The sequence below is a fragment of the Brevundimonas sp. genome (assembly GCF_030682035.1).
In the GTDB taxonomy this organism is placed as follows: Bacteria; Pseudomonadota; Alphaproteobacteria; order Caulobacterales; family Caulobacteraceae; genus Brevundimonas.
Map to the genome: position 1 here is coordinate 22366 of NZ_JAUXQZ010000019.1, position 22455 is coordinate 44820.

A 22455-nucleotide genomic window follows, 5' to 3' on the forward strand; every position below is an offset into this window, starting at 1 on the left:
CGTCATGCGAGCCCGCCGAGGAATTTGAACAGGCTCAGCTTCTGCAGGTCGTTCCAGGTCGCGAACAACATCAATCCCGCCAGCAAAGCAAGACCGACACGGTAGCCGACCTCCTGAACGCGAGCGGGGACTGGCCTGCGGGCCACAGCTTCATAAGCATAGAACAGCAGATGTCCCCCATCCAGAACCGGAATCGGCAGCAGATTAACAATGCCAATTCCGATCGAAACTATGGCGGCGAAGCCAATAAATGTCAGCGCGAGGTTGCGGGCCATCCGGCCGGGGTCGGGATTCGCCGCGACCGCCTGCTGGGTTACGCCCCCGGCGGCCTTGGCGATGCCGATCGGACCGTTGAGCAGGTCGCCCGATTCCTTGCCGGTGAAGATGCGACCGATGTAGGTGCCGGTGGTCGCCACCGTCGTGCCGATGGTCTCGACGCCCTTGCCGAAAGCCTCAACAGGATTCAGACGGCGGAAGCTGAAATCCTCGACCCGCTGATCCGGCACCAAACCTATCCGGGCGATTCGAACGCGTCCCGCGACGGGGTCGTCCTCAAGGCGCCGCTGCGGCGTGGCGGTCAGCACGACCTCGCGCCCGGCGCGATTGACCGTGAAACGCAGGGGTTCACCCGCGCTCATCACGATGGTGCGTTCGAGTTCATTGAAGTCGACAATCGGACGGTCGCCGATCCGTACGACCAGATCGCCCGGCTGAAATCCCGCCTCGGCCGCGGGGCTTCCTTGCTCGACGGTGGCCACGCGCGGCGCCAGAACCTGCTCGCCGACGACGCTGAACAGGACGGTGAACAGCACCATCGACAGGAGGAAATTGGCCGCCGGCCCTGCGGCGACGATCAACGCCCGCTGCCAGATCGGCTTGAAATGGAAATAGTCGCGCTCGGCGCCCGGGCCGTTCTCGGCGATCACCCGCTGCTTCAGTTCGGCCAGGCCCGCCTGGTCCGGCACGCTGGAGGCGTCCAGATCGCCCGAAAACTTGACGTAACCGCCCAGCGGCAGCCACGCCATCCGCCACTCGGTGCCGTGCTTGTCGGTCCGGGCCACGATGGTCTTGCCGAATCCGATGGAGAAGCGGTCGACCTTCACGCCAAAGGCGCGGGCGACGAGGAAATGGCCGAGTTCATGGATGGTGACGATGAAGGTCAGCACCAGCAGAAAGGGTACGATGGAAAGCAGCGCCTGACCGAGAAAGCCCATCATGCCGTTATCGGTCCCTCCGCCATTCAGGCTGCCGCCGCGATGCCGCGGATGATTGATTCCGCCATCCGTCGCGCCTGCGCATCCACGGCCAGGGCCGCGTCGCAGGCGTTGTCGGAACCGGAATCCACCCCCGTGGCCGTCACGCGCGACAAGGTGTCGGCGACGACTGCGGCAATATTGAGAAAGCCCAATCGACGGTCAAGGAAGGCCAGGGCCGCAACCTCGTTGGCGGCATTGAACACGATGGGCGCCGCGCCGCCTGCCTGTAACGCCTGTCGCGCGAGTTTCAAGGCCGGAAACCGCTCGTCGTTCGGGGCCTCGAACGTCAGCTGACCGAGAGCGGCGAGGTCCAGCCGCGGCGCGTTCCAGGCGATCCGGTCGGGCCAGGCGAGGGCGTAGGCGATCGGCGTCTTCATGTCCGGCGGCCCCATCTGGGCCAGGGTCGAGCCGTCGATGTATTCCACCAGGCTGTGGACGATGGACTCTGGATGCACCACCACGCCGATCCGCTCGACCGGCATGTCGAACAGATAGGCCGCCTCGATCGTCTCCAGACCCTTGTTGGCCATGGTGGCGCTGTCGACGGATATCTTGGCCCCCATACTCCAGTTGGGATGGGCCACGGCCTGTTCCGGCGTGATCGACTTCAGCGCCTCGAGCGGCGCATTGCGGAACGGCCCGCCCGAGGCGGTCAGGACCAGTCGGGCGACCCGTTCCGGCGCCTCATGCGGGAACACCTGATGGATGGCCGAATGTTCGGAATCGACCGGCAACAGCCGCCCGCCCGAGCGCCGGACCCGGTCGATCAACGCCGGGCCGCAGCAGACCAGGCTCTCCTTGTTGGCCAGAGCCAGGGTCGCGCCGGTCGCGGCGGCCGTCCAGGCCGAGCGCAGGCCCGCCGCGCCGACGATGGCGGCCATGATCCAGTCCGCGGGCCGGGCCGCCGCCTCGATCACCGCCTGATCGCCCGCGGCGACCTCCACCCCGGTTCCGGCCAAGGCCTCGCGCAGTTCGGCCAGCCGCGCGGGATCGGCCGTCACCGCCAGCTTCGGTTTCCAGCGCCGCGCCTGTTCGGCCAGCCGGGCGACATTGGCCCCGCCAGTCAGGGCCTCGACCTCGAACGCGCCGGTCCCGGCGGTCTCGGCCTGAGCCATCAGATCCAGAGTCGAACAGCCGACCGAGCCTGTCGCGCCCAGCACCGTCACCCGCCGCCGGATCATGCAGCGCCGCCGGTCAGGCCGACGATCAGCCGCGCGCAGGCGACCACCACGACGGCGAACATCAGTCCGTCCACCCGATCGAGCAGACCTCCATGACCGGGGATGAGCTTGCCCGCGTCCTTGACGCCATAGCGTCTCTTCAGCGCCGACTCCCACAGGTCGCCGCCCATGGTGGCGAGGGCCGCCGCCAGCCCCAGAGCCGCGCCCCACCCGGCGCCGATGCCCATGTCGAGAAACGTCCCCAAGGCGGCGCCCGCGACCGTGCCGGCGCCCAGACCGCCGATGAAACCCGACCAGGTCTTGTTCGGCGAGAAGCGCGGCCACAGCTTGGGTCCGCCGACCAGACTGCCGACCACATAGGCCATGATGTCCGACGCCCAGGCGATGACGAAGGCGGAGACCGTCCAGGCCAGGCCGCTCTGGGTATCGACATCCCGCAGCCAGATCAGCAGCACCGCCGGCCAGCCGAGATAGAGCACGCCATAGGCCGCATCCAGCGCCTCCTGCCCCCGATTGCGCGCGAACAGCCCGGCGGCCACCGCGCCGAACACCAGCATGACGAGGGCCAGCGAAAGCTGTCCGGCGTGCGCCGCCACCACGCCGGCGACGAGGCCGAAGGCCACCGCCCCCGCCATCACGCGCCAGGCCTTGGCCGCGCTCATCGTCGCCCATTCCACGGCCAGCAGCGAGCATGCCGCCAGCATTAGCCCGAGGAACCAAAGACCGCCGGCCCAGATGGCCAGAACCGCGGCGGGCGCCAGGATGATGGCCGAGGCGGCCCTCAGGCCTATGTCGCTGGCCTTGACCGCCATCAGCCGGCCGCAAGCGCGGGCGCGGCGGCCTCGGCGGGCGCAGCCCGGCCGCCGAAGCGGCGGTCCCGGTTGCGGTATTGCTCGACCACGTCGGCCAGTCCATCGGCGCCATAATCGGGCCAGAGGACATTCTGATAGACCAATTCGGCGTAGGCGGCCTCCCACAGAAGGAAGTTCGACAGCCGCTGCTCGCCCGAGGTCCGCACGATCACATCGACAGGCGGCGCGCCTGCGGTGGACAGGCCCAGACCCAGCGACTCCTCGTCCAGCGGACCCGTCGCCTGTCCGGCCAGCATAGCGTCGACATGGCGCTGGGCCGCGTCGACGATGTCGGCCCGACCGCCGTAGTTGAAGGCGACCTGAAGCAGGAATTTGTCGTTGTGGGCCGTCGTCGCCTCGGCCCGGTCGATGATCGCGATGATGTCGGCGGGCAGTCCGGCGCGGCGCCCAAGAACCCGGACCCGCACGCCCGCGCGCTCCAGCCGTTTCAGATCGCTGGCGACATAGGAGCGGACCAGACCCATCAGGTCCGAGACCTCATCAGCGGGTCGGCTCCAGTTCTCGGTCGAGAACCCGAACACCGTCAGGCATCGGATGCCGAACCGGGGCGCGGCCTCGATCGTGCGTTTCAAGGCCTGCACGCCTTCACGGTGGCCCATGGCGCGCGGCAGGCCACGCGCCTCGGCCCAGCGGCCGTTGCCGTCCATGATCAGGGCGACGTGCCGGGGATCGCCGGGGCGCGGTCCGTCAGTCAGCGCGGGATGAAGGGGTTCGGCGGGCATACGACGCGTTTCCTACGGCAATTCGCGCCGTCAAACCTGCATGATCTCAACTTCCTTGGTCCTCAAGGCCTCGTCGATGCGCTTGATGGCCGCGTCGGTGTCCTTCTGGACCTCGGTTTCCATCTTCTTCTGCTCGTCCTGGCTTATCTCACCGGCTTTTTCGGCCTTCTTGAGGTCCTCATTGGCGTCGCGGCGGACGTTGCGGACGGAAATCTTCTGCTGCTCCGTGTATTTGCCGGCCAGTTTGGCCAGGTCCTTGCGACGTTCCTCGGTCAGCGGCGGTACGGGGATGCGCAGGGTCTGGCCGTCGACGATCGGGTTCAGGCCCAGGCCGGCGGCGCGGATAGCCTTCTCGACCGGACCGACCATGGTCTTGTCCCAGACATTGACCGAGATCATCCGCGGCTCGGGCACGCTGATCGCGGCGACCGAATTCAGCGGGGCGTTGGAGCCGTAGGCTTGCACCTGCACGGGATCCAGCAGGCCGACGTTGGCGCGCCCCGTGCGAAGGCCGTTGAACTCTTCCTTCAGGGCGGACACGGATTTGTCCATGCGCTCGCGGTAGGTCTTCAGGTCAGGCTTGGCCATAGTCGTGTCTCTCGCGGTTTCTTGTCTTTGGCGGTTCAGGAGGCCTTTTTCGAGGAGATGACCGTAAAGGTCCCCTCCCCCGTCAGCGTCCGGCGCAGCGAATTGTTCTCCCGGATCGAGAAGACCACGATCGGAATGCCCGAGTCACGCATGAGGGCGATGGCCGATGCGTCCATAACCTTCAGGTCCTTGGCCAGCACATCGTGATAGGTCAGGGTCTCGTAGCGGGTCGCGCTCGAGTCCTTCTTGGGGTCCGCTGTATAGACGCCGTCCACGCTGGTGCCCTTCAGCAAGGCGTCGCAGCCCATTTCGGCCGCCCGCAGCGCGGCGCCCGAATCGGTGGTGAAGAAGGGCGCGCCGACGCCGGCGGCGAAGATCACCACCCGGCCCTTTTCGAGATGACGCAGGGCCCGGCGGCGCACATAGGGCTCCGCCACGGCGTTCATGGTCAAGGCGCTCTGCACCCGGGTCTGGACGCCGATCTTCTCGAGCGCCGACTGCATGGCCAAGGCGTTCATCACCGTCGCCAGCATGCCCATATAGTCGGCCGTGGCGCGCTCCATGTCGCCGGCGGCCTTGCTCAGTCCCCGAAAGATGTTGCCGCCTCCAATGACGAGGCAGATTTCGACGCCTTCGCGAGCCACGTCGGCCACGGCCTGGGCCACGCCGGCGACGGTCTTCATATCGATGCCGTAGGACTGATCGCCCATCAGCACCTCGCCCGAGACCTTCAGCAGGATGCGCTTGTACAGAAACTCGGGCGGGGCGTCGGGCATGGGGCGGTCCTGGGCGGCGGATTCGGCTCCTTATAGAAAGCGAACCCGCCGGTTCAAAGGCCTGACTGCCGCGATTACATCCGCAGGATGATGGTCTCGACGATGGGCCGCCGGTTCCAGATCTGCTGGCTCGCCTTCTTCAGGACCCGCGAAACGGCCTGTTCGATGACCATCTCGTCCTCCAGCGCCGCGCCCTTCAGCTTCATCACCGCCTGTTCGGCGCGTTCCGCCAGATCATCCAGGGCGTCGCCCAACGGGGAAATCGCATCGCCGGGCAGGCCGATGGCGCGGACGTCGATATCGCTGACGATCTTGCCGCGCTTGTCCATGGCGAAGCTGACGATCAGGACGCCGTTGGTCGAGGCGTGACGACGCTCATGCAGCGCCTCGCCCTGTTCAGTGACCAGACGTCCGCCGTCCACATAAAGCCGGCCGCTGGGCACTTCATCGATGATGGCCGCGAGGCCCGGCGCCAACCGCACCATATCGCCATTGCGCGGCGTGACCTGCTCCGCGACGCCGAGATCCTTGGCCATGTTGGCGTGCTCGGCCAGGTGCCGGCGCATGCCGTGTGTCGGCACAGCGATGCGCGGGCGAGCCCATGCGTACATCTGCTTCATCTCGTCCCGGCACGGGTGGCCGGAGACGTGGACGTGCGGATGGTCCTTCTCGGTGTAGAGGCGGACACCCCGGTCGGCGAGCCGGTCCTGCAGGGCCGCGATCGAGAGCTCATTCCCCGGGATCACCCGGGACGAGAAGATGCAGTGGTCGCCAAGCCCCAGCTTGATGAACGGGTGGGTGCCCTGCGACGCGCGCGACAGGGCCGCGCGGTCCTCGCCCTGACTGCCGGTGCAGAGGTACAGTATCTGGTCGGCCGGCCAGACGCGGGCCTCCTCTTCGGACAGGATGCGCTGGGTCTCGTCGAACAGGCCGACGTGTTTCGCCGCGGCCGTGATCCGGTGCATCGACCGCCCCGCCAGCGCCACGCGCCGCCCGGCCAGATGCGCGGCCTTCATCACGCTGACCATCCGGGCCACGTTCGAGGCGAAACAGCCGACCGCGATGCGGCCGGTTTTCAGGCTGCCGATCAGTTCGATCAAGCCGGCCTGGGCGTCCGTTTCGGATCCCGCCTGCCCCTCAACGAAGACGTTGGTCGAGTCGCAGACCATGGCCAACAGGCCCTCGTCGCCCAGCTTCTTGATGGCGGCGATGTCGGTCGGCTTGCCGATGACCGGGCTGGGGTCCAGTTTCCAGTCGCCGGTGTGGAACACGGTCCCCAAGGGCGTCTTGATCGCGAGCGAGTTCGGCTCAGCGATGGAGTGGGTCATGGTGATCATGGTCACCTCGAACGGCCCGAGGTCGATCGTACCGCCCAACGGCACTTCGACGATCTTGACCTCGTTCAGAATGCCGGCCTCGCGCAGCTTCTCGCGGATCAGGAACGCCGTGAACGGTGTGGCGTAGATCGGCGCCTTGATGCGGTGCCACAGCCAGCCCAAGGCGCCGATATGGTCCTCGTGGGCGTGGGTCAGGACGATGCCGCGGATGTTCTCGCCGTCGAGGAAAGACGGGTCGGGCACGATCACATCGACGCCGGGCGTCGACAGGTCACCGAAGGTCACGCCGACATCGACGATCATCCACTCGCGATTGGCTTCGGGCCCGTAACCGTAGCAGTTCAGATTCATACCGATCTCGCCCGACCCGCCGAGCGGGACGAAAACGAGTTCGACGTTGCTGTTCTTTTTCATGCGTCCTTTAGTTGGTGTTCCGCCGCCAGATTTCGAGCAGGCCGCGGATAGTCAGGTCCGGATCGAACCGGTCGATTGATGTTGTAGCGCCTTCAAACAGGCTGGCGACGCCGCCGGTGCCGATGACGGTCATCGGCTTGCCCCACTCCGCCTTGATGCGCGAAACCATGCCTTCGATCAGGGCGACATAGCCCCAGAAGACGCCGGACTGCATGTTGGAGACGGTGTCCTTGCCGATCACCCGGTCCGGTCGCTGAATGGCGATGCGCGGCAGCATGGCCGCCGCCTCGTGAAGCGCCTGAAGGCTCAGATTGATCCCCGGCGCGATGGCCCCGCCCTCGAATGCTCCGTCGGCGGCGATGACGTCAAAGGTGGTGGCCGTGCCGCTGTCGATGACGATCAGGTCGCCCGGATAGACCAGATGGGCCCCGATGGCGTTGACCAGTCGGTCGGCGCCCGCCTCGCTCGGCTTGGTGATCCGCGCCGTCATGCCCAGATCGACATTGTCGCCGATCACCAGCGGCTCGACCGACAGATAGCGCCGCGACAGGTTGCGCAGGTTGAAGATCGACTGCGGCACGACACTGGAGATGATGCAGCCGTCCAGCTGACCGATCGACAGGCCGCGCATGGCCAGCAGCTGGCTCAGCCAGACGGCGTATTCGTCGGCCGTTCGACTGCTCTCCGTGGCGGTGCGCCACTGGGCGATCCAGTCGGTCCCGTCGTGGACCGCGAACAGCGTGTTCGTATTGCCCTGCTCGATCGCCAGCAGCATTACGCGGCCTCCCCGAAGAAGACGTCGCCGGCGGAGATCAGCCGCAGGCTCCCGTCCGCCAGCCTCAGTTTCAGTGCGCCGTCGGCCGCCACCCCCTCAGCTATTCCCGCAACGGTCTCCCGGCCCAACCGGGCCACCGCGGGCCCGTCCAGCCCCGGGGTGCGCGCCCGCCAGGCGTCGAGGATCGGCTGGAAGCCCAGCGTCTCCCACCGGTCCATCCAGACATCGAAGGCATCGGCCAGCCGGGCCGCGGCGGCCTCAACCGTGGGCGGCGCGGTCACGTCGCCGCGCAGATGGTGAACCAGCGCCGTCGCGGGCCGCTCGATCCCCTCCGGCGCATGGGCCAGATTGACCCCGACGCCGACGGCCAGCCACAGGCCGCCGCTTTCATGCGCTCCGGACTCGACCAGTACGCCGGAAGCCTTCTCGCCCGCCAGCATCACATCATTGGGCCATTTGATCGTCACCAGCGACGGCGGCGCATACGCATCCAGCAGGTCGGCGATGGCGAGGGCGGCCACGAACGTCACCTGCGCCGCCTCGGCGGGGGATTTTCGGGTCAATTGCAGCAGGGTGGAAAACAGGTTTCCGTCCTGGCTTTCCCATTGCCGCCCACGGCGTCCGCGGCCCTCGGTCTGGCGCCGGGCGACGATCCACAGCGGGCCGGTCTCGCCCGCGTCCGCGCGCCGGCGGGCGTCCGCATTGGTCGAGTCGGTCTGATCGAGCAGCAGGATCGGCGCGGCGGACATCCGCCCCTACCCGGCTCCGAAGCCGGTCGCGGCGATGCCGGCGAAATGGTCGATCCAGCCGATGGCGACGATGACCAACGGGAAGGCGAAGGCCGCCGAGGCCCAGGCGATGGTCTTCGCCTCGATCGGCGACGCATCCGTCGGCCCCACGCCCTCGGGCGTCGGATCGAACCACATCAGTTTGATGATCCGCAGATAGTAGAAGCCGGCGACGACCGAGGCCACCAGACCGGCGACGGCGGCCACGAGCATCCAGTTTCCGCCGGCGTCCGCAGCGGCGCCGAACACGGCCCACTTGGCCCAGAACCCCGCCAGCGGCGGCATGCCCAGCACCGACAGCGACAGCACCGTCAGCGCAATGGCTGTTAGAGGCTTGTCCTTCCGCAGACCCGCCAGATCGGCGATCTTGCGGATCGGCCGGCCTCCGCGCGACAGAGACAGCAGGATGGCGAAGAAGCCGAACTGATCGATGACGTACAGGGTCATGAACACCAACATGGCCTGAACGCCCGCCGTGGTCCCGGCGGCGATGCCCAGCAGGGCGTAGCCGATGTTGGCGATCGAGGAATAGGCCAGCAGCCGTTGCAGATCCTTCTGCGCCAGACCGCCGAACGCGCCGACGGCGAAGCTGATCAGCGAAATCAGGATCAGCACCTGCGCCCACTGGTCGTGCGAGCCGGCGAAGGCGCCTTCCAGCGTGCGCGCGATCAGCACCATGGCCGCAACCTTGGGGGCGGTGGCGAACAGCGCCACGACCGGCGTGGGGGCGCCCTCATAGACGTCCGGCGTCCACATGTGGAACGGCGCCGCCGAGACCTTGAAGGCCAGGCCGCAGATCAGGAACACCAGACCGAAGATCAGACCCGTGGACTGGTTTGCGGCGGCGTAGGCGGCGATCTCGTCGAACCGCATCGAGCCGGTGAAGCCGTAGATCAGACTGGCGCCGTACAGCAGCAGGCCGGACGACAGGGCGCCCAGCACGAAATACTTCAGCCCCGCTTCCGACGCCTTCAGGTCATCGCGGTGGAAGGTCGCCAGCACATAGAGGGCCAGAGAGTGCAGCTCGATGCCGACGTAGAGCGAGATCAGGTCGCCCGATGAGGCCATCATCCCCATGCCGGCCGAGGCCAGAACAATCAGGATCGGATATTCGAACCGGGCGATCTTCGCGCGGTGCATCCAGCCGTCGCCCAGCACGATGGCGACGGCGCTCGAGAGGAAGATCAGGGCCTTGCCGTAGACGGCCAGCGGATCGGCCACATAGGCGCCATTGAAGGCCTGTCCCAGCGGGCCGGTCACGGTAACGGCCGCCGCGGCGACCAGCAGGCCGACCGACAGGATCGAGATGAGGCGCGCGCTCTTCTCGCCCATGAAGGCGCCGAGCATCAACAGCACCAGGCCGCCGACCGCGAGCGTGCTCTCGGGGGCGGACAGGCGCAGGGCGAAATCAAGATCTGGCATCATCGTCTCACCCGCCGATCGCGGCGCGATAGGTGGTCGTCAGGGCCTCGACCGAGGCAGCGGTGTAGTCCAGCACCAGACCGGGTTGAACGCCCAGCCACAGGGTGCCGATGATCAACGGGGCGAAGATCAGCAGTTCACGCTTGTCGACATCGGTGATCGCCTTCATCGCCGGATTGGTGATCTCGCCGAACATGACGTTGCGGTACAGCGTCAGGGCATAGACCGCCGAGAAGATCACGCCCGAGGCCGCGAACAGGGCGGTCCAGGTCGAGACCTCATAGATGCCGACCATGGTCAGTATCTCGCCGATGAAGCCCGAGGTGCCCGGCAGGCCGACATTGGCCATGGTGAACAGCATGAAGAGGGCCGCGAACCACGGCATCCGCGCGGTCAGCCCGCCGTAGAGGGCGATCTCGCGGGTGTGCATACGATCGTAGACCACGCCGACGCAGAGGAAGAGCGCGCCCGAGATCAGGCCGTGGCTCAGCATCTGGAACACCGCGCCCTGCACGCCCTGATCATTGCCGGCGAAGATGCCCATGGTCACGAAGCCCATGTGGGCCACCGACGAATAGGCGATCAGCTTTTTCATGTCCGTCTGCCGGAAGGCGACCAGCGAGGTGTAGACGATGGCGATGGCCGACAAGGTGAACACCAGCGGCGCGAACATCTTCGACGCGTCGGGGAACATGGGCAGGTTGAACAGCAGGAAGCCGTAACCGCCCAGCTTCAGCAGGATTCCGGCCAGGATGACCGAGCCCGCCGTCGGCGCCTGGACGTGGGCGTCGGGCAGCCAGGTGTGGACCGGCCACATCGGCATCTTGACCGCGAACGAGGCGAAGAAGGCCAGCCATAGCAGCGGCTGCGCCTCGGCGGAGAAGGCGTATTCCTTGAGCGCCGGGATGCTGGTGGTGCCCGTCTCGGCCGCCATCCACAGCATGGCCAGCAACATCAGCACCGAGCCCAGCAGGGTGTAGAGGAAGAATTTGTACGAGGCGTAGATCCGGTTCGCCCCGCCCCACACGCCGATGATGATGAACATCGGCACCAGGGTGCCTTCGAAGAAGATGTAGAACAGGAACAGGTCCAGCGAGGTGAACACCCCGATGACCAGCGTCTCCAGCACCAGGAAGGCGATCATATAGTCGACCACCCGGTCCTTGATCGTGGTCCAGCTGGCGAGGATGCAGATCGGCATCAGGAAGGCGGTCAGCAACACGAACAGGATCGAAATGCCGTCCACGCCCATGTGGTACTGGGCGCCGACGAACCAGACGTAGCGTTCGACGAACTGATAGGCGGCGCTGGACGGATCGAAGGTCGCGACCAGCACGGCCGAGACGGCCAGGGTGACGACCGTCGTTAGCAGGGCGATCCAGCGCGCCGCGCCATCGGCCCCGGCCTTGTTGAACAGGCGCGCCAGCAGGATCAGGCCCGCGCCGACCAGCGGCAGGAAGGTGACGACACTGAGGATGTAGGGGATCTGGGGCATGATCAGCCTCCCCACGCATAGATGGCGAAGGCGAGGAAGCCGGCCAGGCCGAGCAACATCACGAAGGCGTAGAAATAGACATAGCCGGACTGGAAACGCGCCAGCCCGCCCGCGAATTTCCGCGACAGCCAGGCCATGCCGTTCGGCCCGCCGCCGTCGATGATCTTCACATCGCCGATCTTCCAGAACAGGTCGCCGACCGCCCGTGCGCCCTTCACGAACACGACCTCATACAGCTCGTCGAAATACCATTTGTTGTACAGGAAGGCGTGCACGACCCCGCCCCGCTCGGCCATCCGGCGCGCCATGCCTTCCTTCAGCACATAGAGCCAGAAGGCGGCCAGGGTCCCGATCAGCGTCAGGATCAGCGGCGACCACTTCACCCATGTCGGGACGGCGTGGCTGTCGTGCAGGACATGGTTGGACTCGGCCACAAAGATCGCGCCGCGCCAGAAATCATGTTCGTGATCGCCGATAAACCACGGCGCAAAGATGAAGCCCGCGGCGACGGCCCCGACTGACAAGAGGAGGAGCGGCACCAGCATCACCCAGGGGCTTTCGTGCGGCTTCAGCGGGCCGTGATGCGCATGGTCATCGTGCGCATGCCCATTTTCAGCGCGGCCGTCGGCGATCGGCTCTGAATGGGTTTCGAGCTGGGCATGCGAAGCATGGTCGTCATGCGCGTGGTCAATGTGATGCGCGTCTTTCCACACCGGCTTGTTGTGGAAGGTCATGAACACCAGCCGCCATGAATAGTAGGACGTCAGGCCGGCCGCGAGGATGCCGACGAAGAAGGCGAACAGACCCATGGCCGAATGGCCGTTGGCGAACGAGGCGAAGGCGCTCTCGATGATCGAATCCTTGGAGTAGAAGCCCGCGAAACCGCCGACGCCGGGGATGCCCAGGCCGGTGATGGCGATGGTGCCGATGGTCATCACCGCATAGGTCACCGGCAGCAGCTTCCACAGCCCGCCCATCCTTCGCATGTCCTGCTCGTGGTGCATGCCGTGGATGACCGAGCCGGCGCCGAGGAACAGCAGGGCCTTGAAGAAGGCGTGGGTGAACAGGTGGAACATGGCCGCCTGATAGGCGCCGACGCCTGCCGCGAAGAACATGTAGCCGAGCTGCGAACAGGTCGAATAGGCGATGACCCGTTTGATGTCGTTCTGGGCCAGACCGACCGTCGCCGCGAACAGGGCCGTCACAGCGCCGGTCAGGGCGACGATGGCCGAGGCGACCGGGGCATACTCATAGATCGGCGACAGCAGGCAGACCATATAGACGCCGGCGGTGACCATGGTCGCCGCGTGGATCAGGGCCGAGACCGGGGTCGGGCCCTCCATGGCGTCGGGCAGCCAGGTGTGCAGGAAGAACTGGGCCGACTTGCCCATGGCGCCGACGAACAGCAGGGCGCCGGCGAGGTCGAGCGCCGACCAGGTGTGGCCGAGGAAGTCCCAGCCCGTGCCGGCTTTCGAGGCGATCATGGGGAACAGTTCGGCGAACTGGATCGTGCCGAACATCCAGAACACCGTCAGGATGCCGAGGGCGAAGCCGAAATCGCCGACCCGGTTGACCACGAAAGCCTTGATGGCGGCGGCGCTGGCGGTCGACTTCTTGTACCAGAAGCCGATCAGCAGATAGGAGGCCAGCCCCACCCCTTCCCAGCCGAAGAACAGCTGCATGAAGTCGGCGGCGGTGACCAGAGCCAGCATGGCGAAGGTGAACAGCGACAGATAGGCGAAGAAGCGCGGCTTGTCGGGGTCCTCGGCCATATACCCCCACGAATAGAGGTGGACGAGCGAGGACACGCTGGTGACCACGACCAGCATGACCGCCGACAGGGCGTCGATGCGGATCGACCAGACCGACTGGAAATCGCTGACGTTGATGAAGGGGAACAGCTCGACCGTGAAGGCTTCGAGCCCGCCCCAGGTCCACTGGCTGAACACGATCCAGGCGACGGCGCAGGAGAAGAACAGCAGGCCGGTGGTGATGGATTTGGACGCCAGATCGCCGAGCCGGCGACCGCTCAGGCCGACGATGGCCGCGCCGAGCAGCGGGGCGAAGACGCCGAGGGTGACGAGAAGCACGAGATCCACGATCAGCCCTTCATTACGCTGGCATCATCCACCGCGATGTCGCCGCGGTTGCGGAAGAAGGTCACCAGAATGGCCAGGCCGACGGCGGCCTCGGCGGCGGCGACGGTCAGGACGAACATGGCCATGATCTGCCCCTGAACGTCGTTCAGATAGGCCGAGAAGGCGACAAAATTGATGTTCACGGCCAGCAGGATCAGCTCGATCGACATCAGGATGATGATGACGTTCTTGCGGTTCACGAAGATGCCGAAGACGCCGATGGTGAACAGGATCGCGCCCACCGCCAGATAGTGCTGCAGGGTGATTTCCATCAGACCAGATCCTCGGGGGTGACGCCGGCGCCGGTGGTCACGGACCTGACCTCCATGGCCGTCTTGGCGTCGCGGCCGACCTGGCGGGCGACGTTCTGGCGCTTGATGTTGGGCTTGTGGCGCAGGGTCAGGACGATGGCGCCGATCATGGCGATCAGCAGCACGATCCCCGCCGCCTGGAAGATGTAGACATAGTCCGTATACAGAACGCGCCCGATCGCCTCGACATTGGACATATCCGCTGTGGCCGCGACCGGCCCGGTCGCATCGGCGGCGGCGCCGCCGCTGACCACGGCCAGCGAGATCATGATCATCTCGGCCAGCAAGATGCCCGCGACGATCATCGCCATTGGCAGATAGCGGGCATAGCCCTCGCGCAACTTCACGAAGTCGACGTCCAGCATCATGACCACGAACAGGAACAACACCGCGACCGCGCCGACATAGACGACGACCAGCAGCATGGCGAGGAACTCGGCGCCCAGCAGAACGAACAGTCCCGCCGACGAGAAGAAGGCGAGAATCAGCCAGAGCACGCTGTGCACGGGGTTCTTCGCCGTCACGACCATCAGGCCGCCCAGCACGGCCACAGCCGACAGAAGATAGAAGGCCAGGCCTTGCAAGAGCATCGCGCGATCGGCTCCTAACGCCTTGCCGGCGAGCGAAGCGGCGGCCAGCGGATCGTTCAGACAAAAACCGAAACCCGGTGGCGCGAATCCCGCACCGGAAAGCCTCGGAAAGCGCGCGACTTCTAACCGCCGCCGGGAGCTTTGCAAAGGCCGAATGCGACGACCGATTGCCGCTCGGCGACGCCTTGTCCATCGGCCTTCGAGCGCCCAGTTTGGACGGGAGCCGAAGGGACCGTCATGAGCGAAGAGCGCGACTATCTGCTGGGCACCCACGACGCGGAGGTGGAACGCCTCGGCCTGCAGCATCGGGTCTGGCGGCCGAAGGTGCTGGACGCCTGGCGCCGGGCTGGAATCACGGTCGGCTCCACTGTCGTCGACGCCGGCGCCGGCCCGGGCTGGGCCAGCCTCGACCTGGCCGAAATCGTCGGACCCGGGGGCCGCGTGCATGCTCTTGAGCGGTCGGCCCGGTTCGTCGATGTGCTGAACCGGTCGGCGGCCGCGCGCGGTCTGCGGAACATCGACGCCGCGACGGTGGACCTCGTCACCGATCCCCTGCCCGCTTCAGGCGCCGACGCCTTCTGGATCCGCTGGGTGCTGGCCTTCGTCAGCGACCCGGCCGCTGTCCTGGCCAAGCTGCACGCCGCCCTGCGCCCCGGCGGCGTGGCCGTGATCCACGAATATCTGGACTATGGGACCTTCGCCATCCTGCCCGACAATCCGGCCATCGAGGACTTCAAGCGACTGGTGGTCGACGACTGGCGGGCCACGGGCGGCGAGCCGGACATCGGCCGCTTCCTGCCCGCCCTGCTGCCCGCCTCGGGTTTCCGCATCCGCTCGATGCAGCCGATCGTCGAGACGGTGCGCAGGGGCGATCTGGTCTGGCAGTGGCCCGCCACCTGGGTCCGCAACTATCCGCGCCATCTGGTCGAGGCCGGCAAGGTCGATCAGGCCTGGGCCGATCATGTCACCAGTGTCCTCGACGCCGCCGAGGCTGATCCGAACGCGGTGATTGTCACCCCGATGGTGCTGGAAGTGATCGCGGAGAAGGTTTGAGTGTCTCCGCCCCATGAAATGGGGAGGGGGACCATGCGAAGCATGGTGGAGGGGCCGTCAGGTCCGGCGCAGTAAGGGATTGTGGCGGCCGGCGCCCCCCCACCGCCCTTCGGGCGGTCCCCCTCCCCGCAAGGCGGGGAGGAGAGGCTTCACCGATACGGCGCGTCGAGTTCCAGATTCTTCGCGATCAGTCGTTCCCAGCGGTCGCCGTTGGCGAGCAGCCGATCCTTGTCGTAGAGCAACTCTTCCCGCGTCTCGACGGTGAACTCCGAGTTCGGGCCCTCGACGATGGCGTCCACCGGGCAGGCCTCGGCGCACAGGCCGCAGTAGATGCATTTGACCATGTCGATGTCGTAGCGGGTCGTGCGCCGGCTGCCGTCGGCGCGCGGTTCGGCCTCGATGGTGATGGCCTGGGCCGGGCAGATGGCCTCGCACAGCTTGCAGGCGATGCAGCGTTCCTCGCCGTTCGCATAGCGGCGCAGGGCGTGCTCGCCCCGGAACCGCGGCGACTGCGGATTGCGCTCGAACGGATAGTTCACCGTGGCCTTGGGCCGGGCCATGTATTTCAGCGACAGGCCGATGGCGCCGACGACGTCGATCAGAAGCGCGCCCTTCGCGGCCTGGACGAGACGGTTGAACATTACTGGCTGGCTCCGGTGCGCGGGCACTCGCGGGCGTAACGCTCGCTCTGTTGGTCCATGGTCTCGCAGCGACGCAGGCGCTCGGCCTCCTGCCGCTGGATGCGCTCCTGCCGCTGCTGCCACTGGTAGGGAGAAACCGGCTCCGGCTCATAGGGAGCGCAGGCCGACAGCGTCGCGGCAGCCAGCGCCACGCAGGAGAGGATCAGGGCCCGGCTCACAGCAGGCCCGCCTTCGTGGCCACGAGCCAGCCCGAAACAACGACAACGCAGACCAGCGACGTCGGCAGGAATATCTTCCAGCCCAGACGCATCAGCTGATCGTAGCGGTAACGGGGCACGAAGGCCTTCACGAGCGCGATCATGCAGAACCAGAACACGGTCTTGCCGAGGAAGGTGACCAGATAGATCGTCTGCTCCAGCCAGCCCGGCAGGGCGTCCAGCCAGTCCTGCGGCACCCCGGGATTCCACCCGCCGAAGAACAGCAGGGTGATCATGGCGCACATAAAGACGATGTTGGCGTACTCGCCGATCATGAACAGCAGGTACGGCGTCGAGCTGTATTCGACCTGATAGCCGGCCACCAGCTCGGACTCGGCCTCGGGCAGGTCGAACGGCGGGCGGTTGGTCTCGGCCAGGGCGGAGACGAAGAAGATGATCGCCATCGGCCACATCACCACGATGGTCGGCCAGGTCCCGGCCCCGCCGCCGAAGGCGAACCAGTTCCAGAACATGCCCTGCTGCTGCATCACGATCGACGACAGGTTCATCGTTCCGGCCAGCAGGATGACGTTGATGATCACCAGGCCGATGGAGACCTCATAGGACACCATCTGCGCCGCGGAGCGCAACGAGCCGAGGAACGGGTATTTCGAGTTCGAAGCCCAGCCGCCCATGATGATGCCGTACACGCCCAGCGAACTGATCGCGAAGATGTAGAGGATGCCGACGTTGAGGTCGGAGATGACCCAGCCCGGCGCGAACGGAATCGCCGCCCAGGCGACGAAGGCCAGGACGAAGGTCAACAGCGGCGCCAGCAGGAAGACGACCTTGTCGGCGCCGGCCGGGACGATGATCTCCTTCAGCACGAATTTGAAAAAGTCGGCGAACGACTGCAGCAGGCCGAACGGCCCGACCACGTTCGGTCCCTTGCGCATCTGCACGCCGGCCCAGATCTTCCGGTCGGCCAGCAGCAGGAAGGCCAGCGAGATCAGGATCCCGACGGTGACCAGCAGGATGCCGCCGGCGGTGGCGAGCGTCCAGCCGAGAGGTGTGGTCCAGAAGTCCATCGCGCCTTACTCCGCCGCCATCGCGACCGGAGCGATCCGCAGGGCGGACAGCTCGGCCATGGTCACGCTGGCGCGCGTGATCGGATTGTTCAGATAGGGGTCGCGCACGGCCGAAACGAAGGCGCTGTCGCCCAGGTCGCCCTTCTTGCCCAGCGAACCGACGTCGAACGAGGCAGGGGCCGGCAGATAGTCAATTCGACCAAAGGTCGGATGGTCGGTCATCAAATTCTGACGAAGTTGATCAAGCGTGTCGTACGGCAAGGTCTGGCCGACCAGGGCCGACAGGGCGCGCAGCACGGCCCAGTCCTCTTTCGCCTGGCCCTTGGGGAAGACGACCCGCTCGGCCATCTGCACCCGGCCCTCGGTATTGACGTACAGGCCCGCCTTCTCGGTATAGGCCGCGCCCGGCAGGATCACGTCCGCGCCGTGCGCGCCGCGGTCGCCATGGCTGCCCAGATAGATGCGGAAGGCCTTGGACTTCGACAGATCGATCTCATCGGCGCCGAGCAGGAACAGCACGTCCAGCGCGCCCTTGGCCGCCATCTGCGCCGCCGTCTTGCCGCCCTCGCCCGGGACGAAGCCCATGTCGAGGCCCGCCACGCGCGAGGCCGCGCTGTGCAGCACATTGAAGCCGTTCCAGCCGTCCTTGACCACGCCGACCTTCTTGGCCAGCCCGCCCAGCGCATTCAGCACGGCCGGGCCATCACCCCCTGACACGGCGCCCGAACCGACGATGATCGCCGGCCGCTCGGCCTTGGTCAAAAAGTCCATCGCCGCCTTGGGCAGCTTGGCCAGGGTCTTCGAGCCGGCGCCGAGCCAGCTGTAGTCATAGGTCAGGGCCGCGTGCTCGCCGATCAGGCCGATCTCGGTCTTTCCGGCCAGCCATGCCTTGCGCAGCCGGGTGTTCAGCAGCGGCGCCTCAGTGCGCGGATTGGCGCCGACGATCAGCACGGCGTCGGCGTTCTCGATCCCGGCCAGCCCGGAGTTGAACAGCCAGCCCTCGCGCGGCCCATACCCCAGCGCCGAGCCGTCCTGACGGCAGTCGGTATTGGCCGAGCCCAGCGCGCGGAACAGGTCCAGCGCCGCCTTCATCGATTCCGCGTCCTGCAGGTCGCCGGCGATGACGCCGATCCGGTCGGTCGGGGCGGCGTTCAGCTTGGCCGCCACAACGCCCAGCGCCTCGTCCCACGACGCCGCGCGCAGCTTGTCGTCCTCGCGCACATACGGCTTGTCCAGCCGCTGGCGCTGCAGGCCGTCGACGGCGTAGCGGCTGATGTCCGACAGCCACTCCTCGTTGATGCCCTCGTTGACGCGCGGCAGGATACGCATCACCTCGGCGCCCTTCGCATCCGCGCGGATATTCGAGCCCAGGGCGTCCATGACGTCGATGGTCTCGGTCTTCTTCAGCTCCCACGGACGGTAGTGGTACTGCCACGGCCGGTGGGTCAGGGCGCCGACGGGGCACAGGTCGTTGACGTTGCCCGACAGTTCACTGTCGACCGCCTTCTCGAGATAGGTGGTGATCTCGGCGTCCTCGCCGCGCGAGATCATGCCGATGTCGGGCACGCCCGCCACCTCCGTCACGAACCGCACACAGCGGGTGCACTGGATGCACCGCGTCATGAAGGTCTTGATGGTCGGACCCATGTTCTTTTCTTCGACGGCGCGCTTGTTCTCCGCATAGCGGGAGCCGTCACGGCCATAGCCGATCGACTGGTCCTGCAGGTCGCACTCGCCGCCCTGGTCGCAGATCGGGCAGTCGAGCGGGTGGTTGATGAGCAGGAACTCCATCACCCCTTCGCGGGCCTTCTTGACCATCGGCGTGTCGGTGAAGATCTCCTGACCCTCGGCGGCCGGCAGGGCGCAGCTGGCCTGCGGCTTCGGCGGTCCGGGCTTCACCTCGACCAGACACATGCGGCAGTTGCCGGCGATCGACAGCCGCTCGTGGTAGCAGAAGCGCGGAATCTCATGCCCGGCGCGCTCGGCGACCTGAAGCACGGTCATGCCGGGCTCGAACTCGACTTCTACGCCGTTGACCTTGGCGACGGGCATCTAGCGGGCCTCTTGTTTGGCGGGGGTCGCCGGAGCGGCGGACAGGCCCACGGCCATCTGCCGCCCGTTGGACGACAGCTCCACCCGGCCGGCGCCGGCGTTGCAATTCATGCTCAGGCGTCCGCCGTCGACGGGCGCGGGCCACGAGACGGTGGCCTTGTCGGAGCCTTGCTTCTCGAACCGGACGGTTTCGCCGGTCTGGCCGGCGAGACGGGAGACCGCCTCGCGGCAAGCGGTTTCGAGATCGGCGACCGGGGCCGTGACGGCCGCAGACGGGCTCGCGACGACCGGGGCCGCGGCCTTCTCAGGCGGCGGTGCGGTCGTTTCGGCCGGTTGGCCGCAAGCGGTCAGCGTCAGGGCCGCCAACACCCCCAACCCCGTCATCCTCGGGCTTGTCCCGAGGACCCATTTGTCCGTCGCACGCGCGTGCGAACCCGCCGACGCCCGTGCCGGAGCGCCATGGGTCCTCGGGACAAGCCCGAGGATGACGGAAAAGATGGGGTGGTTCGGCATCCCCTACTCCGCCGCGATCGCGTGGCCGGCGAAATTCGCGCGGCGGCTGCGGTAGGACGAGATTCGCTCCTCGATCTCGTGGCGGAAGTGGCGGATCAGGCCCTGCACCGGCCAGGCGGCGGCGTCGCCGAGGGCGCAAATGGTGTGGCCCTCGATCTGGGTCGAGACCTCCAGCAGCAGGTCGATCTCGGACGGGTCGGCCTCGCCGATCGCCATCCGCTCCAGCACGCGCCACATCCAGCCGGTGCCCTCGCGGCACGGCGTGCACTGGCCGCAGCTCTCGTGCTTGTAGAAATAGGAAATCCGCGCAATCGCCCGGATCAGGTCGGTCGATTTGTCCATCACGATGACGGCGGCGGTGCCGAGACCGGAGCGAAGCTTGCCGAGACTGTCGAAATCCATCGGGGTATCGATGATCTGGTCGGCCGGCACCATGCGCACCGACGAGCCGCCCGGAATCACCGCCTTGAGATTGTCCCAGCCGCCGCGGATGCCGCCGCAATGGCGCTCGATCAGTTCGCGGAACGGAATCCCCATGGCTTCTTCGACGTTGCAGGGCCGCTCGACATGGCCGGAGATGCAGAACAGTTTCGTTCCGACATTGTTGGGCCGGCCGATGGCGGCAAACCACGCCGCGCCGCGGCGCAGGATATCCGGCGCCACCGCGATCGACTCGACGTTGTTGACCGTGGTCGGGCAACCGTAGAGACCGACATTGGCCGGGAATGGCGGCTTCAGCCGCGGCATGCCCTTCTTGCCTTCGAGGCTTTCCAGCAAGGCGGTCTCTTCGCCGCAGATATAGGCCCCGGCGCCGTGGCTGACGTAAATGTCGAACGGCCAGCCGTTGATGTTGTCCTTGCCGACCAGCTTCGCCTCGTAGGCCTGATCGATCGCGGCTTGCAGATGCTCGCGCTCGCGGATGAATTCGCCGCGGACGTAGATGTAGCAGACATGCGCATTCATCGCGAAGCTGGCGAGCAGGCAGCCCTCGACCAGGAGATGCGGATCGTGCCGCATGATTTCGCGGTCCTTGCAGGTGCCGGGCTCGGACTCGTCGGCATTGACCACGAGATAGCTCGGCCGCCCGTCGGTCGACTCCTTCGGCATGAACGACCATTTCAGCCCGGTCGGGAAACCGGCCCCGCCGCGTCCGCGCAGGCCGGACGCCTTCATCTCGTTGATGATCCAGTCGCGGCCCTTGTCGATGATCGCCTTGGTGCCGTCCCAGGCGCCACGGCGGCGCGCACCCTCGAGGCCCCAGTCGTGGAGACCGTAGAGGTTCTTGAAGATGCGGTCCTTGTCGTCGAGCATGACGTGAAACTTCCTAAGAGGAGCGTTTGGACTGCATGTAGGCGAGACCCGCGGCGCATCCGCCGAAGGTCAGCGCCCAGAGCAGGCTTGAATCGAGCGACGCGTTCAGCGCATAGCGCTGCAATAGAAAAATGAACACGGCCGCCGTGACCGTATGCAGCGCGATGTAAAGCCAGCTATTCATCGCACGGGCACCCCCCGCCCGGCCGCGCGAACCCTGTTCATGTCGTTTCCTTCAGCGTGGTCAATCCGCCCACGGGGGCGGAAAACTGACGGTCGATCTGCGGACCCGGCTTCGGCGGATTGCCCGAGGCAAAGCCGTCCAGCACCTTGCCGAAGCTTTCCTTGGTCAGATCCTCGTAGGTGTCCTTCCAGATCAGCACCATCGGCGCGTTCACGCAGGCACCCAGACACTCGACCTCTTCCCAGCTGAAATTGCCGTCCTTGGACAGATGGAAGGGATCGTGATGGATGCGGCTCTGGCACACTTCGATGATGTCGCCGGCGCCGCGCAGCCGGCATGGCGTGGTGCCGCAGACCTGCACATGGGCCTTCTTGCCGACCGGCTGCAGCTGAAACATCGTGTAGAAGGTCGCAATCTCCAGCGCCCGGATATAGGGCATGCCGAGCAAATCCGCGACCGCGCGGATCGCCGCCTCGGAAACCCACCCCTCATGCTGTTCCTGGACCCGCCACAGGATCGGTATGACCGCCGAAGCCTGGCGGCCTTCCGGATATTTGGCGATCTGTTGCTTCGCCCAAGCGAGGTTTTCCGCAGAGAACGTGAAGTTCGCGGGTTGAAATTCCTTAGGTGCAAGGCGGCGGACGGACATTGTCTCTCAGTCTCTCATTGCGCGCGGCGCGCGGCGTTCAGGGCGCTGATCCGGTCCTGCCAGAAAGCGCTTGCCGTGCCGAACACGTTATAGCCGACGTTG

At 66.4% G+C, this 22455-nt stretch carries 23 protein-coding genes; 1 reads left to right on the forward strand and 22 read right to left on the reverse strand.

The window, feature by feature from the left end:
- Positions 1–2: 2 nt before the first annotated feature.
- The 14 genes from Q8K49_RS04255 to Q8K49_RS04320 all read right to left on the reverse strand — a co-directional run bounded on the left by Q8K49_RS04255 (position 3) and on the right by Q8K49_RS04320 (position 14665).
- A complete protein-coding gene (locus tag Q8K49_RS04255; RefSeq protein WP_305304320.1) occupies positions 3–1217 on the reverse strand; it encodes an RIP metalloprotease in 1215 nt (404 codons plus the stop codon).
- 23 nt (positions 1218–1240) lie between these two features.
- Entirely contained in the window at positions 1241–2437 is a 1197-nt protein-coding gene (dxr, locus tag Q8K49_RS04260) for a 1-deoxy-D-xylulose-5-phosphate reductoisomerase (protein ID WP_305304322.1), read from the reverse strand.
- Positions 2434–3249 (reverse strand): phosphatidate cytidylyltransferase, encoded by an 816-nt coding sequence (locus Q8K49_RS04265; RefSeq protein WP_305304323.1) that lies wholly within the window; start codon positions 3247–3249, stop codon positions 2434–2436. The genes dxr and Q8K49_RS04265 overlap by 4 nt, the downstream gene beginning before the upstream one ends.
- Positions 3249–4031 (reverse strand): polyprenyl diphosphate synthase, encoded by a 783-nt coding sequence (uppS, locus tag Q8K49_RS04270; protein ID WP_305304324.1) that lies wholly within the window; start codon positions 4029–4031, stop codon positions 3249–3251. Before uppS ends, Q8K49_RS04265 begins: the two co-directional genes overlap by 1 nt.
- Before the next feature lie 30 nt (positions 4032–4061).
- On the reverse strand, positions 4062–4619 hold the full coding sequence (frr, locus tag Q8K49_RS04275) for a ribosome recycling factor (RefSeq protein ID WP_305304325.1): 558 nt from the start codon (positions 4617–4619) through the stop codon (positions 4062–4064).
- Between the two features lie 35 nt (positions 4620–4654).
- Positions 4655–5395: a UMP kinase gene (gene pyrH / locus Q8K49_RS04280; protein WP_305304327.1), complete on the reverse strand. Its 741-nt coding sequence runs from the start codon at positions 5393–5395 to the stop codon at positions 4655–4657.
- A 74-nt stretch (positions 5396–5469) separates the two neighbouring features.
- A complete protein-coding gene (locus tag Q8K49_RS04285) occupies positions 5470–7146 on the reverse strand; it encodes a ribonuclease J (protein WP_305304328.1) in 1677 nt (558 codons plus the stop codon).
- Between the two features lie 7 nt (positions 7147–7153).
- On the reverse strand, positions 7154–7921 hold the full coding sequence (locus tag Q8K49_RS04290) for a type III pantothenate kinase (protein ID WP_305304329.1): 768 nt from the start codon (positions 7919–7921) through the stop codon (positions 7154–7156).
- Positions 7921–8670, reverse strand: a complete 750-nt coding sequence (locus Q8K49_RS04295) for a biotin--[acetyl-CoA-carboxylase] ligase (RefSeq protein ID WP_305304330.1) — start codon at positions 8668–8670, stop codon at positions 7921–7923. Before Q8K49_RS04295 ends, Q8K49_RS04290 begins: the two co-directional genes overlap by 1 nt.
- Positions 8671–8676: 6 nt before the next feature.
- The gene (nuoN, locus tag Q8K49_RS04300; RefSeq protein ID WP_305304353.1) at positions 8677–10131 is read right to left on the reverse strand and encodes an NADH-quinone oxidoreductase subunit NuoN; all 1455 of its coding nucleotides are present in this window, start codon (positions 10129–10131) and stop codon (positions 8677–8679) included.
- A 7-nt stretch (positions 10132–10138) separates the two neighbouring features.
- Positions 10139–11626 carry an NADH-quinone oxidoreductase subunit M gene (locus Q8K49_RS04305; RefSeq protein WP_305304331.1) on the reverse strand — a complete coding sequence of 496 codons (1488 nt, stop codon included), beginning with the start codon at positions 11624–11626 and terminating at the stop codon, positions 10139–10141.
- A gap of 2 nt (positions 11627–11628) precedes the next feature.
- A complete protein-coding gene (gene nuoL / locus Q8K49_RS04310) occupies positions 11629–13725 on the reverse strand; it encodes an NADH-quinone oxidoreductase subunit L (RefSeq protein WP_305304332.1) in 2097 nt (698 codons plus the stop codon).
- A gap of 2 nt (positions 13726–13727) precedes the next feature.
- The gene (gene nuoK / locus Q8K49_RS04315; RefSeq protein WP_292025854.1) at positions 13728–14036 is read right to left on the reverse strand and encodes an NADH-quinone oxidoreductase subunit NuoK; all 309 of its coding nucleotides are present in this window, start codon (positions 14034–14036) and stop codon (positions 13728–13730) included.
- Positions 14036–14665, reverse strand: a complete 630-nt coding sequence (locus tag Q8K49_RS04320) for an NADH-quinone oxidoreductase subunit J (RefSeq protein ID WP_305304335.1) — start codon at positions 14663–14665, stop codon at positions 14036–14038. The genes nuoK and Q8K49_RS04320 overlap by 1 nt, the downstream gene beginning before the upstream one ends.
- A 237-nt stretch (positions 14666–14902) precedes the next feature.
- Between Q8K49_RS04320 and Q8K49_RS04325 the strand changes: the two genes are divergently transcribed.
- A complete protein-coding gene (locus Q8K49_RS04325; protein ID WP_305304337.1) occupies positions 14903–15718 on the forward strand; it encodes a methyltransferase domain-containing protein in 816 nt (271 codons plus the stop codon).
- A gap of 149 nt (positions 15719–15867) precedes the next feature.
- On the opposite strand, the gene nuoI is transcribed toward Q8K49_RS04325, so the two are convergent.
- The 8 genes from nuoI to nuoE all read right to left on the reverse strand — a co-directional run bounded on the left by nuoI (position 15868) and on the right by nuoE (position 22353).
- Positions 15868–16359, reverse strand: a complete 492-nt coding sequence (gene nuoI / locus Q8K49_RS04330) for an NADH-quinone oxidoreductase subunit NuoI (protein WP_305304338.1) — start codon at positions 16357–16359, stop codon at positions 15868–15870.
- Complete coding sequence (locus Q8K49_RS04335; RefSeq protein ID WP_305304340.1) at positions 16359–16577, reverse strand: hypothetical protein; 219 nt, start codon at positions 16575–16577, stop codon at positions 16359–16361. The genes nuoI and Q8K49_RS04335 overlap by 1 nt, the downstream gene beginning before the upstream one ends.
- Positions 16574–17644, reverse strand: coding sequence for an NADH-quinone oxidoreductase subunit NuoH (gene nuoH, locus Q8K49_RS04340; RefSeq protein ID WP_305304342.1), 1071 nt, complete (start codon positions 17642–17644; stop codon positions 16574–16576). The genes Q8K49_RS04335 and nuoH overlap by 4 nt, the downstream gene beginning before the upstream one ends.
- A 6-nt stretch (positions 17645–17650) precedes the next feature.
- Positions 17651–19696, reverse strand: a complete 2046-nt coding sequence (gene nuoG, locus Q8K49_RS04345) for an NADH-quinone oxidoreductase subunit NuoG (protein ID WP_305304344.1) — start codon at positions 19694–19696, stop codon at positions 17651–17653.
- On the reverse strand, positions 19697–20080 hold the full coding sequence (locus Q8K49_RS04350; protein WP_305304346.1) for a hypothetical protein: 384 nt from the start codon (positions 20078–20080) through the stop codon (positions 19697–19699). It abuts the gene before it with no gap.
- Between the two features lie 132 nt (positions 20081–20212).
- Positions 20213–21520: an NADH-quinone oxidoreductase subunit NuoF gene (gene nuoF / locus Q8K49_RS04355; RefSeq protein WP_305304348.1), complete on the reverse strand. Its 1308-nt coding sequence runs from the start codon at positions 21518–21520 to the stop codon at positions 20213–20215.
- A 13-nt stretch (positions 21521–21533) separates the two neighbouring features.
- Positions 21534–21704 (reverse strand): hypothetical protein, encoded by a 171-nt coding sequence (locus Q8K49_RS04360; protein WP_305304350.1) that lies wholly within the window; start codon positions 21702–21704, stop codon positions 21534–21536.
- Positions 21705–21741: 37 nt separating this feature from the next.
- Positions 21742–22353: an NADH-quinone oxidoreductase subunit NuoE gene (nuoE, locus tag Q8K49_RS04365; protein WP_305304352.1), complete on the reverse strand. Its 612-nt coding sequence runs from the start codon at positions 22351–22353 to the stop codon at positions 21742–21744.
- Positions 22354–22455: the final 102 nt, after the last annotated feature.

Bases quoted from the DNA above. Each gene is read 5' to 3' on its own strand.
- dxr (WP_305304322.1), bottom strand. From the start codon at position 2,437: ATGATCCGGCGGCGGGTGACGGTGCTGGGCGCGACAGGCTCGGTCGGC.
- Q8K49_RS04265 (WP_305304323.1), bottom strand. From the start codon at position 3,249: ATGGCGGTCAAGGCCAGCGACATAGGCCTGAGGGCCGCCTCGGCCATC.
- nuoN (WP_305304353.1), bottom strand. From the start codon at position 10,131: ATGCCAGATCTTGATTTCGCCCTGCGCCTGTCCGCCCCCGAGAGCACG.
- uppS (WP_305304324.1), bottom strand. From the start codon at position 4,031: ATGCCCGCCGAACCCCTTCATCCCGCGCTGACTGACGGACCGCGCCCC.
- nuoH (WP_305304342.1), bottom strand. From the start codon at position 17,644: ATGGACTTCTGGACCACACCTCTCGGCTGGACGCTCGCCACCGCCGGC.
- Q8K49_RS04285 (WP_305304328.1), bottom strand. From the start codon at position 7,146: ATGAAAAAGAACAGCAACGTCGAACTCGTTTTCGTCCCGCTCGGCGGG.
- nuoE (WP_305304352.1), bottom strand. From the start codon at position 22,353: ATGTCCGTCCGCCGCCTTGCACCTAAGGAATTTCAACCCGCGAACTTC.
- Q8K49_RS04290 (WP_305304329.1), bottom strand. From the start codon at position 7,921: ATGCTGCTGGCGATCGAGCAGGGCAATACGAACACGCTGTTCGCGGTC.
- Q8K49_RS04325 (WP_305304337.1), top strand. From the start codon at position 14,903: ATGAGCGAAGAGCGCGACTATCTGCTGGGCACCCACGACGCGGAGGTG.
- pyrH (WP_305304327.1), bottom strand. From the start codon at position 5,395: ATGCCCGACGCCCCGCCCGAGTTTCTGTACAAGCGCATCCTGCTGAAG.
- nuoK (WP_292025854.1), bottom strand. From the start codon at position 14,036: ATGGAAATCACCCTGCAGCACTATCTGGCGGTGGGCGCGATCCTGTTC.
- Q8K49_RS04350 (WP_305304346.1), bottom strand. From the start codon at position 20,080: ATGACGGGGTTGGGGGTGTTGGCGGCCCTGACGCTGACCGCTTGCGGC.
- nuoI (WP_305304338.1), bottom strand. From the start codon at position 16,359: ATGTTCAACCGTCTCGTCCAGGCCGCGAAGGGCGCGCTTCTGATCGAC.
- frr (WP_305304325.1), bottom strand. From the start codon at position 4,619: ATGGCCAAGCCTGACCTGAAGACCTACCGCGAGCGCATGGACAAATCC.
- nuoG (WP_305304344.1), bottom strand. From the start codon at position 19,696: ATGCCCGTCGCCAAGGTCAACGGCGTAGAAGTCGAGTTCGAGCCCGGC.
- Q8K49_RS04320 (WP_305304335.1), bottom strand. From the start codon at position 14,665: ATGCTCTTGCAAGGCCTGGCCTTCTATCTTCTGTCGGCTGTGGCCGTG.
- nuoF (WP_305304348.1), bottom strand. From the start codon at position 21,520: ATGCTCGACGACAAGGACCGCATCTTCAAGAACCTCTACGGTCTCCAC.
- Q8K49_RS04295 (WP_305304330.1), bottom strand. From the start codon at position 8,670: ATGTCCGCCGCGCCGATCCTGCTGCTCGATCAGACCGACTCGACCAAT.
- Q8K49_RS04305 (WP_305304331.1), bottom strand. From the start codon at position 11,626: ATGCCCCAGATCCCCTACATCCTCAGTGTCGTCACCTTCCTGCCGCTG.
- Q8K49_RS04360 (WP_305304350.1), bottom strand. From the start codon at position 21,704: ATGAATAGCTGGCTTTACATCGCGCTGCATACGGTCACGGCGGCCGTG.
- Q8K49_RS04255 (WP_305304320.1), bottom strand. From the start codon at position 1,217: ATGATGGGCTTTCTCGGTCAGGCGCTGCTTTCCATCGTACCCTTTCTG.